At 32.3% G+C, this 11351-nt stretch carries 10 protein-coding genes; 5 read left to right on the forward strand and 5 right to left on the reverse strand.

All coding sequences use genetic code 11. The features are described from left to right. On the reverse strand, nt 1-1118 hold a 1118-nt coding region (locus KA468_RS08360), incomplete at its 3' end, for a DEAD/DEAH box helicase (protein WP_291242491.1). Between the two features lie 256 nt (nt 1119-1374). Between KA468_RS08360 and dnaK the strand changes: the two genes are divergently transcribed. Continuing rightward, nucleotides 1375-3255, forward strand: coding sequence for a molecular chaperone DnaK (gene dnaK / locus KA468_RS08365; protein WP_291242492.1), 1881 nt, complete (start codon nt 1375-1377; stop codon nt 3253-3255). 68 nt (nt 3256-3323) lie between these two features. Here dnaK and KA468_RS08370 read toward each other — a convergent pair whose 3' ends face one another. Beyond that, nucleotides 3324-4220, reverse strand: coding sequence for a Brp/Blh family beta-carotene 15,15'-dioxygenase (locus KA468_RS08370; protein WP_291242493.1), 897 nt, complete (start codon nt 4218-4220; stop codon nt 3324-3326). Between the two features lie 113 nt (nt 4221-4333). Between KA468_RS08370 and KA468_RS08375 the strand changes: the two genes are divergently transcribed. The 4 genes from KA468_RS08375 (at nt 4334) to KA468_RS08390 (ending at nt 7325) form a co-directional block, all read left to right on the forward strand. Beyond that, nucleotides 4334-5047, forward strand: coding sequence for a bacteriorhodopsin-like (locus tag KA468_RS08375; protein ID WP_291242494.1), 714 nt, complete (start codon nt 4334-4336; stop codon nt 5045-5047). Between the two features lie 105 nt (nt 5048-5152). Continuing rightward, on the forward strand, nt 5153-5749 hold the full coding sequence (locus KA468_RS08380) for a hypothetical protein (RefSeq protein ID WP_291242495.1): 597 nt from the start codon (nt 5153-5155) through the stop codon (nt 5747-5749). A 108-nt stretch (nt 5750-5857) separates the two neighbouring features. After that, on the forward strand, nt 5858-6808 hold the full coding sequence (locus KA468_RS08385) for a nitronate monooxygenase (protein ID WP_291242496.1): 951 nt from the start codon (nt 5858-5860) through the stop codon (nt 6806-6808). 1 nt (nt 6809) lies between these two features. Next, nucleotides 6810-7325 carry a DUF4442 domain-containing protein gene (locus KA468_RS08390; RefSeq protein ID WP_291242497.1) on the forward strand — a complete coding sequence of 172 codons (516 nt, stop codon included), beginning with the start codon at nt 6810-6812 and terminating at the stop codon, nt 7323-7325. Nucleotide 7326: 1 nt separating this feature from the next. Here KA468_RS08390 and KA468_RS08395 read toward each other — a convergent pair whose 3' ends face one another. The 3 genes from KA468_RS08395 to KA468_RS08405 form a co-directional block, all read right to left on the reverse strand. Continuing rightward, a complete protein-coding gene (locus tag KA468_RS08395) occupies nt 7327-7950 on the reverse strand; it encodes a carboxypeptidase-like regulatory domain-containing protein (RefSeq protein WP_291242498.1) in 624 nt (207 codons plus the stop codon). Between the two features lie 170 nt (nt 7951-8120). Next, nucleotides 8121-9056 carry a malate dehydrogenase gene (locus KA468_RS08400; RefSeq protein ID WP_291242499.1) on the reverse strand — a complete coding sequence of 312 codons (936 nt, stop codon included), beginning with the start codon at nt 9054-9056 and terminating at the stop codon, nt 8121-8123. A 61-nt stretch (nt 9057-9117) separates the two neighbouring features. Next, on the reverse strand, nt 9118-11115 hold the full coding sequence (locus KA468_RS08405; protein WP_291242500.1) for an endonuclease: 1998 nt from the start codon (nt 11113-11115) through the stop codon (nt 9118-9120). Nucleotides 11116-11351: the final 236 nt, after the last annotated feature.

The following is an 11351-nucleotide window of genomic DNA, read 5'->3' on the forward strand; positions in this document are numbered from 1 at the left end:
TCTTTCACTACTTTAATTTGCTGACGGGTTAGTTTTTCAATGTCTTTCCAGTACGGCAATTCGTCTTTTCCACAAAAAGAAATCGCTAAACCTTCATTACCTGCTCTACCCGTTCTACCAATTCGGTGTACGTAAGTTTCTGGGATGTTTGGCAAATCGAAATTAATGACATAAGGTAACAAATCGATATCAATACCACGAGCGGCAATATCTGTAGCCACCAAAACGGAGATTTCTTGACTCTTAAATCCATCTAACGTTTTTATTCTGTTGTTTTGAGATTTATTTCCGTGAATCGCTTCAGCAGAAATATTTTTCACTTTTAATGCTTTTACCACATTGTCTGCGCTGTGTTTCGTTCGTACAAAAACCAACACATTATTTATATTTTCTTCTTCAATTAAATGAATCAATAATTTTCTCTTGTCTTCTTTTTGAACCATGTATACTTTTTGGTTCACTCTTTCTGCTGTGCTAGAAATTGGTGCTACCGAAACATATTTTGGTTTCTTTAAAAATTGATCTGCCAATTCTCTAATCGCCACTGGCATAGTTGCAGAAAACAATAATGTTTGACGGTTTTCGGGAATTAACTTAATGATTTTCTTAACATCATTAATAAAACCCATATCTAACATTTGATCCGCTTCATCAATCACCAAATGATGTAGGTTATCCATATCTAAAAACCCTTGCTTATTTAAATCTAAAAAACGACCAGGAGTAGCAATTAAGATGTCCACACCGTCTTTTAGTTGTTGCACTTGTGGTACCTGACTTACACCACCATAAATCACCATCGATTTGGTATTCATATATTTTCCGTAGGTAGCAAAACTATCTTGTATTTGGTGTGCCAACTCACGTGTAGGAGCTAAAACTAAGGTTCTAATTACTTTACGTTTCGTTTTTGAACCTACGATTGGATGTAAATAATTTAAAATTGGAATAGCGAATGCGCCGGTTTTACCTGTTCCTGTTTGGGCACAACCCACTAAATCGTGCTCTTCTAATATAATAGGTATAGCTTGTTGTTGTATAGGCGTTGGCGTAATATATTTTTCTTCTTCTAAAACCTGAAGTATATTTCTATGTAAATGTAAATCTTGAAATGTCATATTTGTATTTTGAAGGGCAAAGATACAACTTTGAATGTGGATTAGAGAATTTTGATTTACTTAATTTAGGAAATACAGCTGAATTCTGACAGATTACCAACACGTTAGCAAAAAATGAAATGACACAATGTCAGATATTTTTGCCATACAAAAGAAATACTGCCAATTTTATACCTATATAATTATTGGCACAAAACTTGACTTATCCAAAAAAGAGTTTAAAAAATAAACCGAATAAAATTTAAAATTAAATAAAATGAGTAAGATTATTGGAATCGATTTAGGTACAACCAATTCTTGTGTTTCTGTAATGGAAGGTGGAGAACCAGTTGTAATTGCTAATGCAGAAGGAAAAAGAACAACACCATCTGTAATTGCATTTGTAGAAGGTGGAGAAATTAAAATTGGAGATGCTGCTAAAAGACAAGCGGTAACTAACCCAACTAAAACTATTGCATCTATTAAAAGATTTATGGGTAACAAGTTCTCGGAAAGTTCTAAAGAGGCTTCTACTGTTGCTTACAAAGTAGTTAAAGGTGATAACGATACACCACGTGTTGATATTGATGGACGTTTATATACGCCACAAGAATTATCTGCAATGACTTTGCAAAAAATGAAAAAAACTGCTGAAGACTATTTAGGTCATTCAGTTTCAGAAGCAGTAATTACTGTTCCTGCATATTTTAACGATGCACAACGTCAAGCGACTAAAGAAGCTGGTGAAATTGCAGGTTTAAAAGTAATGAGAATTATCAATGAGCCAACTGCTGCGGCATTAGCTTACGGATTAGACAAACAAGGTACAGATCAAAAAATTGCTGTATTCGATTTAGGTGGTGGTACTTTTGATATCTCTATCTTAGAATTAGGAGATGGTGTTTTTGAAGTATTATCTACTAATGGAGATACACACTTAGGTGGAGACGATTTTGACCAAGTAATTATTGACTGGTTAGCAAACGACTTTAATGCTGCTGAAGGTTTAGATTTAAGAAAAGACCCAACAGCGTTACAACGTTTAAAAGAAGCTGCTGAAAAAGCTAAGATTGAATTATCTGCTTCTGCTCAAACAGAAATTAACTTACCATACGTTACGGCTACGGCTTCAGGACCAAAACACTTAGTACAAACATTAACTCGTGCTAAATTTGAACAATTGGCTGATTCTTTAATCAAACGTTCAATGGAACCAGTAGTTAAAGCTTTAAAAGATGCAGGTTTATCAGTTTCTGATATTGATGAAGTTATCTTAGTTGGAGGTTCTACTCGTATCCCAGTTATCCAAGAACAAGTGGAGAAATTCTTCGGTAAAAAACCATCAAAAGGAGTAAATCCTGATGAAGTTGTTGCTATTGGTGCAGCGATTCAAGGTGGGGTTTTAACTGGTGATGTAAAAGATGTATTGTTATTAGACGTTACGCCTTTATCATTAGGTATCGAAACTATGGGTAATGTAATGACGAAATTAATTGAGTCTAACACTACTATCCCAACAAAAAAATCTCAAGTTTTCTCAACGGCTGCAGACAACCAACCAAGTGTTGAAATTCACGTTATTCAAGGTGAAAGAACAATGGCAGCTGATAACAAAACTATTGGTCGTTTCCATTTAGATGGTATTCCACCAGCAGCAAGAGGTATTCCTCAAATTGAAGTAACTTTTGATATTGATGCTAATGGTATCATTAAAGTTTCTGCAACTGATAAAGGAACTGGAAAATCTCACGATATTCGTATCGAAGCGTCTTCTGGTTTAACAGCTGAAGAAATCGAAAGAATGAAAAAAGATGCAGAATTAAATGCTGAATCAGACAAAATTGCAAAAGAAACAGCTGATAAAGTAAATGAAGCAGATTCTATGATTTTCCAAACGGAAAAACAATTAGGTGAATTTGGTGAAAAATTATCAGAAGATAACAAAACAGCCATTAACTTAGCTTTAATTGAATTAAAAATGGCTTACGAAGCAAAAGATGTTGCTGCAATTACGCCTGCTTTAGAGAAAATCAATACAGCTTGGACAAACGCATCTGCTGAAATGTACAACACTGGAGATGCTCAAGGAGCTGCACAAGCAGAACCACAAGCTTCAGGTGATACTACACAAGATGTAGAATTTGAAGAAGTAAAATAATTTACGAGTTACGAAGTAAGATTTACGAGTAAACCTTAAATTTAAATAGCAAAAAACCGAGTAAGAAATTACTCGGTTTTTTTTATTTTAAGTTGCATGAATAAAATTACCAATACATGCGGAAATGTAATTGCTGCTAAAAAAACAAAAAACAAGGCATTGAAATGTTTAATGTCGTTAAGAAAAAAATAAAAAACAGCCAAGCCTATTAAGGAAGCAAACCAATACAAGGCTGCTGCTTTAATGTACTTTATAAAATTTAATTTTGAATAGTCTCCATACAAAAACGTAATTTGATCAAATATAGAAGGTAAACTATGCCAAAGAATAAAATAAATTGTAAAACCCCAAATTAGTGAGGACACTTTAAATATAATTACAAATACCAACAAAAAGAACAACTCTTTAAAAAGTATCTTAATTAAGTTTTTATTTTTCACTAACAAATAAAAATATCCTAAACTAAATACTATCAATATACTATACAAACTATATGTAATACTATTAGGTGTAATATTAATTGAAGTAATATCAAAAATAATATCTCGAACTTGTTTACTGTGAAATTCAAATAAGAAAAACAGAATTAACAACCCATGAAGCAATTGAATTCCTTCAATTATTATTTTGTTTTTATCCTTATTTAAAAATCGTAATTGTTGTTCGCCAAAATGATAACCACTAACTAAAATAAACAAAAACAATATTAAAGAAGGAACCAAATAGAATAAAAAGGAACAAATACTAATTATGCCAATATAAAAACTTAGAATTTGTATAAAAGAAAAGTCTCTTTTTTGCAATAATATGTTCTTTGCAATCATAATATCGTTACCCCCATGTAAGATTCCAAAGGTCAAAATTAAAGAAAAACCCGTAAATATCTGATTTTCAATAGAAAAAAATGAAGTCAACCACAATCCGAAAAAGCTAAGTATAATGGCGGTTTTGTAGTAATTTTTCATATTTTGTTTATTTTTTTTAAAAAAAAATTAAACAAAAGTTTGTTTGTTTGTTTAATTCTAATTAACTTTGATTAAACAAATTAACATTTATTATTAATTAAAAACAAAAAATTATGAAAAATTTATTATTAATGAAAGAAATGTTACCAAATGATTACGTAGGCTTTACTTTCTTTGTGGGATGTATGGCAATGATGGCAGCTTCTGTTTTTTTCTTTTTATCATTAAATCAATTTGATAAAAAATGGCGTACATCTGTTCTGGTTTCTGGATTAATAACATTTATTGCTGCAGTTCACTATTTCTACATGAAAGAATATTGGGCTGAAGTTGGACAATCTCCAACATTTTTTAGATACGTTGACTGGATTTTAACAGTGCCGTTAATGTGTTTAGAGTTTTTCCTAATCTTAAAAGTTGCAGGTGCAAAAACGGATTTATTATGGAAAATGATCGGTTTATCTGTAGTTATGTTAGTAACTGGGTACTTAGGTGAAACGGTTTACAAAGATTCAGCTGCTTTATGGGGTGGTATTTCAGGATTAGCTTATTTTGTAATTGTTTACGAAATATGGTTAGGATCTGCTTCTAAATTAGCTAAAGCTGCTGGCGGAAACGTATTAGCTGCTCACAAAATCTTATGTTGGTTTGTATTAGTAGGTTGGTCAATTTATCCATTAGGATACATGATGGGAACAACTGGATGGTACAATTCAGTAATTCCTTCAGGAAATATTGATATTGCATATAACATTGCTGATGCTATCAACAAAATTGGATTTGGTTTAGTGATTTATAACTTAGCCGTTCAATCTCAAAAAGACTAATTCTTTTTAAAATATAAATTAAAACCGCCAAGAAAATTTCTTGCCGGTTTTTTTTATGAAAATTATTTTGTACTTTGGTAACACCAAATTCTTAAAATTTTCAACATGAAAAACATACTACTTACCTTAATGCTTCTTATAACTACAGTTAGTTTGGCTCAAAAACCTAAAACAACTGTAAAAACAACTTCCACCGCTTTGGCTACTTTTGAAAATTTAAAAGCCGAAATTATTACCGAGGGCGGCAAACAGAAATTAGCGATAATACTTGACAATGCTGGAAAAAAGGAAACCATTATCCTTAAAGAAATAACTGCAAAAGACAAAGCACAACAACCTACAAATTTTAAAATCAAATCGTTTACTATTGGTAATGTAAAATTATATCACTTTAGTTATACTGAAAATATATTGACAGAAACGAAATTAAAAAAAGAAAATGCTTTAATTACTTCAAATGAAATTTGGGAATTAGCTACCACCAAAATAAAGATACTAGGCAATATTCAAACCGTGAGTCAAATTAAAGAAATTGAATTTTTAGATAAAAACAAAACGGCATCTCAAACCGTTGATAAAACAAGAAGAGAAGGGTTTGAATTTACTTTAACGAAAGATTTTGAAGTACATTTATCTACAAAAAATCAAATAAATAAATATAAGTTTAACGAAGTTACTCGACGTTACGATCCGAAGAAATAAATTTAACTTTAGATTTAAGATAAAAGAAAATAGATAAAAGATTTCACCTACATACTTTTTATATGCACGCCTATTATTTTTTAGTATATTTGAATAAACTTTGCAATTATGTCTAAACCTCAATTAACCGAAATTTTAAATATAAAATACCCTATTATCATGGCGCCTATGTTTTTGGTGTCCAATACTAAAATGGTTATTGAAGGTATGAAAAGCGGTGTAGCAGGTTGTATTCCTGCCTTAAATTATAGAACATTAGAAGAACTACGAAGCGCCATCATTGAATTGAGAAATGCAAAAGTGGATGGCGGCAGTTTTGGTTTTAATTTAATCGTAAATAAATCGAACCTTAAATACAAAGAGCAATTACGAGTTTTATGTGAAGAAAAAGTCGATTTTATATTAACTTCATTAGGTTCACCAGAAGAAACAATTAATCAAGCGCACTTAGTGGGTATCAAAGTATTTTGTGATGTTACTGATTTAAGCTTCGCTAAAAAAGTGGAACTTTTAGGTGCAGATGCATTAGTAGCTGTAAATAATGAAGCTGGCGGACACAGAGGAAATCTTTCACCTGAAGTATTAATCAAACAATTAAACGAAGGCACTTCCCTACCCGTTATTTCCGCTGGTGGTGTAAGTAAAAAATCTGATATAGACAAAATGCTGGCTTATGGTGCCATTGGCGTTTCTGTTGGAAGTCCGTTTATTGCCTCTACAGAAGCTGACGTTTCACAAGAATACAAACAAGCTTGTGTAGATTATGGCGCAAAAGACATTATAATGACCGAACGTATTTCGGGCACTCCTTGTTCGGTAATTAATACGCCTTATGTTCAAAAAGTAGGCACAAAAACCACTTGGTTAGAACAAGTTTTAAATAAAAACAAAAGCTTGAAAAAGTGGGTAAAAATGATTCGTTTTTACATCGGAATGAAAGCAACCGAAAAAGCAGCAACTGAAGTAACCTACAAAACAGTTTGGGTTGCCGGACCAAGTATTGAAGACACGCACGCAATTTTACCCATTGCAGAAATTGTTAAAAAACTAACGGTTTAATATGTACGAAACGCTTTTTACTTTTTTAAATCGGTATTTTAAAAAGGCGACACTTTTTAAAGTTGGTTTTAACCTTTCGCCGATGTATAAAAGAAGTTGTGGAAAAATTATATTCGCTTCTGAAGATTTACATGTGGTGAAAATCAAAATTCCTTTATCGTACAAAAATAGAAATTATGTAGGTTCCATATTTGGTGGCAGTTTGTTTGCTGCAACTGATCCAATTTATATGATTCAGTTAATGCAAATTTTAGGAAAAGACTACGTGGTTTGGGATAAAAAAACGGATATTAAATTCAAACGCCCAGCGTATGAACACGCCTTTGCTACGTTTGAATTTTCTACTGCAGAAATTAATGAAATCGTAAAAAAAGTACAAACTGAAAACGAAATGGATTATACGAAAACACTTCATATTACCGATAAAAACGGTACCATTTTCGCGGAATTAGACAAAACGCTATATATTGCTACAAAGGTGTATTATAAAGAGAAAAGAAATTTGAAAATTAAATAAGTTAATTTATTATAACTTGACCAATTAACAATTCTCCCTGATGAAGTACCACATTAATTATTTTAGAATTCCTAACTATTACTTCTTTATCTAATAATCCTAAAAAAGAAAAAATAAGAATTTTTCCTGGTTTAACTTCTATAGTATATTTACCATTTTTATCTGCGTAAATGCATTTTTTTGTACCTTTTATAATAACTTTAGCCCCAGATAATGGTTCGCTACCATCATTTGTAACCACACCAGTTACAGTAATTTTCTTCTTACTAATTTTAACTACATCTAAATATTTCAAATCCGTTTGTTCTACAACAGGTTTTTCTTGCGCAATTACACTTTCAGCTCCCAACCCTAAAAAAGCTAAAACGGAAGTCGCAAAATAGCCAAAATAATTAGATTTTATTTTTGTTTTGATTAAATTTCTATTGAGTTGAGAAACATTAATTCTTCCACATAAATTATCTTTCTTAGAGACCAATTTGATAATTTCATTATCAGATAAATGTGTAAAATCTAAAACTGTTTTCTGACAAGACGCACAAAACCGACCTTTTTCCACAGGTGTCATATTTTGCCAACCTTTATGGCAAGGTTCTGGAATGGCTATTTGAATTTTCTGTTTCATAAGTTAAAGATACAAATTTCACAGAGATTCGCAAAATTTTCTCAGAGATACACAAAAATTACGTTCTACAAAGAACGCAAAGAAAATCCGCTAAATCTGCTTACCTATTCAAACAAAAAAAAGCCTGTAAGAAATCCCTACAGGCTTTATTATATATAGTTAAAAAGGGTTTATGATAAAACCGCTTTTAAGTCGCCATTCATAGCTCTAACTGCTTCTGCAGATTTTGCAAAAGTTGCTTTTTCGGCATCGTTTAATTTTACGTCAACAATTTCTTGTACTCCGTTTTTACCAATAATACATGGTACACCTAAACAAATATCTGATTGTCCGTATTCACCTTCTAATAAAACAGAACAAGCAATCATTTTATTTTGGTTATTTAAGATCGAATCTACTAAATATGCCACAGAAGCTCCTGGAGCATACCAAGCTGAAGTACCTAATAAACCTGTTAACGTAGCACCACCTACCATAGTGTCAGCCGCTACTTTATCCAATGCCTCTTGAGATAAATAGTTAGACACTGGCGCACCATTATAAGAAGCCAAACGTGTTAATGGAATCATAGTAGTATCACCATGACCACCAATAACCATACCTTGAACATCGTTTGCTGGTTTGTTTAATGCTTTTGATAAATAATATTTGAAACGTGAGCTATCTAAAGCTCCACCCATTCCAATAATTCTGTTTTTTGGTAATCCTGTAGCTTTTAACGTTAAATACGTCATCGTATCCATAGGATTAGAAACAACTACGATAATGGTATCAGGTGAAAATTTTAAAATGTTTTCTGCTACAGATTTTACAATTCCAGCGTTGATACCAATTAACTCTTCACGAGTCATCCCTGGTTTTCTTGGAATTCCAGAAGTAATTACTACTACATCTGAATCAGCTGTTTTAGAATAATCATTTGTTACTCCTGATACTTGCGTGTTAAATCCTGTAGTTGTAGCACATTGCATGATGTCCATTGCTTTTCCTTCAGCAAATCCTTCTTTAATGTCTAATAAAACTACTTCACTTGCAATTCCTCTGTAAGAAATCACGTCAGCACATGATGCACCTACATTTCCTGCACCTACTATTGTTACTTTCATTGTATAAATTATATTGAGTTGTTATTTTTTACAAAAATATTGATAATGAAACAATTTTACGTTATTTCACGATTATTTTTTTTATGATTTGTTCATCATTTGTGTTAATTTTAACAAAATACATTCCTGCTTGAAAAGAAATAGGAATTATTTGGTCTTCATGAACTGTTTTTTCAAAAACTTTTGTCCCCGAAATAGTATAAATTTCTACTTTAGAAAGATTCGTAATACCTGAAACAAAAACATGTTCTATAGCAGGATTTGGATATACTTTTACATCTGTTGTTTCAAAACTTTCATTTGCCAAAGCCGAAAACCAAGGTTGACCATATTGCGAACCAAAAATATAATTCGCCAATAACGGATAATCGATAAATGGATTTCTATTGTATTGCCAAGTTTGAATATAATTGTTTCTATTCATTTCAAAATCGTCCCTCGGATCCGAAAGGTTCCAACTTAATAAGGTAGCTAAATCGCCAATATTTCCTGAAGGATTTGCGCCATTGTTTTCGCTTGGATCACCATTTACAACATTTAAACCGTTAAATCGAACCGCCATATAAAAACAGGCTCTTGCCACATCACCTCGCCAAGAACCTTGAGTACCTGTAGCCCCGGCATATACTGTAGTTGAATTAACAGTTCCATAGTTTTTATTATTTCTTGAGGAATTTTCTTGTCCGTTTACCGCTCTTATATGATGTGCATCAGAAACACCGTCTACAGTTGCAGCAGCACTCGTGGAAGTCCAAACTCCAATTCCATCTGCCGAATCATTATTTGCCACTTCAAAACCACCCCTCGATTGGCAAAAAATATGTTCTCTATTCCATTTACCTACAATACTGGAACTTTGTTGTTGGTCTATTTTAGACATCGGTTGTTCCAAGTAAATTTCCCATATTTGCCCACTATTCATAGGATTTTGATCCGAAGTTTTTAAAATTTCCCAAATATCTGCATAACTATGTAATCGTACCACAGACGGATTCGCAATTATATTTTGCACGGCTTGTTTTAATGCCGCACCAGACAATCCTTCTAAAGATGCATAATAACCTGCTGGAGCGGTACTTGAAACCGTGTTGTAAGTAGGCGCTAAAGGTGTTCCGAAATTTAAGACTTGGAAATCCGTATCTGCCACTCGCCTTACAATCGAATTATTACTCGAAACTACATTTACGGGTAAACCCGAAATAAAAAGGACAAATTCTTCATCGCCTTCTTCCAAAGTATCATCAATTAAAGAAATTGTTTTTGTAACTGAAGTTGCACCTGAAGGTATGGTTACTGAATTAGTAGTATCAAAAGTATAATCTGCTGAATTGAAATTTCCATTATTTAAAGAAATGGAAAAAGTAGTAGTTGCGGTTACTGGCGTATCTGTAGTAAATGTAATTGTAACGGTTTGTCCTTCAGTATACGTATTCGCATTAAAAGTGGATGTCATATAATTTAAAACAATTCCTGAACCGTCATTATTCATACCTGGTGTGGGTGCTTTTACTTCATACGTACCATCAACTTTTCTTTGAATTGAATGATTGGCCGCATTTGAAGTGGCGTTTTCGTTTACACAAACCGTTACATTTAAAATAGTCATTAACGCGGTTGGTTGTGTAGAAGCCGTATTTGAATAAGCAATGGCGTGAACCAAACCCGTGGCTGTTGCAGGTGTATTTAAAGGAAAATCGATATCATTTGCTTGATACAATGCAATAGCATCAGGTCCGTTTTGAAGCGTAGCATCTAACATAGACAAGGCAGGTGTTGGTGTAAGCAAAACATTGCCGACTAAAAAATTCCCATTTACATCAGTAGTATAACCATCTAAATCAATAGCGTTGTAACTTAAAGTTCCAGCATAAGGGCTTGTACTTGAAGCATTAAAAAAAACCAATACATACCCATTTAATGAAAAATTAGCTGTAGCGGATTTTAATTCAATAAATTCTTTTTGATCTGTAGAAGGGGTATCAGGGTCTATTTCATTAATTACGACTTGAGAAAAAGTAATATTGGAAATCAGAAGTAATAAAAATAATTTTATTTTCATTTTATTTTCATTTGAAAAGTTATACAAAATTAGTCATAATTAACGTGTTTTCTTATGATTATTTCCTTTTTTTTATTAATATTGACTTCTTTAAAGAAAAAGATGACAAAAATTAAAATCGTATTGTTTATTTTATTTGCGCTGCAATCCTTCTCCCAAAATGAGATTACTATTGAAGCGAAACTCCTTGAAAACGGAAAGAAAATTGCTGTTTTCGAAGAAATTACGATTAAAAA

Source organism: Flavobacterium sp., from assembly GCF_017985075.1.
In the GTDB taxonomy this organism is placed as follows: domain Bacteria; phylum Bacteroidota; class Bacteroidia; order Flavobacteriales; family Flavobacteriaceae; genus Flavobacterium.

What these genes read in the sequence shown, in the direction of transcription:
- dnaK (WP_291242492.1), top strand. Translation starts at nt 1,375, where the DNA reads ATGAGTAAGATTATTGGAATCGATTTAGGTACAACCAATTCTTGTGTT.
- KA468_RS08370 (WP_291242493.1), bottom strand. Translation starts at nt 4,220, where the DNA reads ATGAAAAATTACTACAAAACCGCCATTATACTTAGCTTTTTCGGATTG.
- KA468_RS08405 (WP_291242500.1), bottom strand. Translation starts at nt 11,115, where the DNA reads ATGAAAATAAAATTATTTTTATTACTTCTGATTTCCAATATTACTTTT.
- KA468_RS08380 (WP_291242495.1), top strand. Translation starts at nt 5,153, where the DNA reads ATGAAAAACATACTACTTACCTTAATGCTTCTTATAACTACAGTTAGT.
- KA468_RS08375 (WP_291242494.1), top strand. Translation starts at nt 4,334, where the DNA reads ATGAAAAATTTATTATTAATGAAAGAAATGTTACCAAATGATTACGTA.
- KA468_RS08400 (WP_291242499.1), bottom strand. Translation starts at nt 9,056, where the DNA reads ATGAAAGTAACAATAGTAGGTGCAGGAAATGTAGGTGCATCATGTGCT.
- KA468_RS08395 (WP_291242498.1), bottom strand. Translation starts at nt 7,950, where the DNA reads ATGAAACAGAAAATTCAAATAGCCATTCCAGAACCTTGCCATAAAGGT.
- KA468_RS08385 (WP_291242496.1), top strand. Translation starts at nt 5,858, where the DNA reads ATGTCTAAACCTCAATTAACCGAAATTTTAAATATAAAATACCCTATT.
- KA468_RS08390 (WP_291242497.1), top strand. Translation starts at nt 6,810, where the DNA reads ATGTACGAAACGCTTTTTACTTTTTTAAATCGGTATTTTAAAAAGGCG.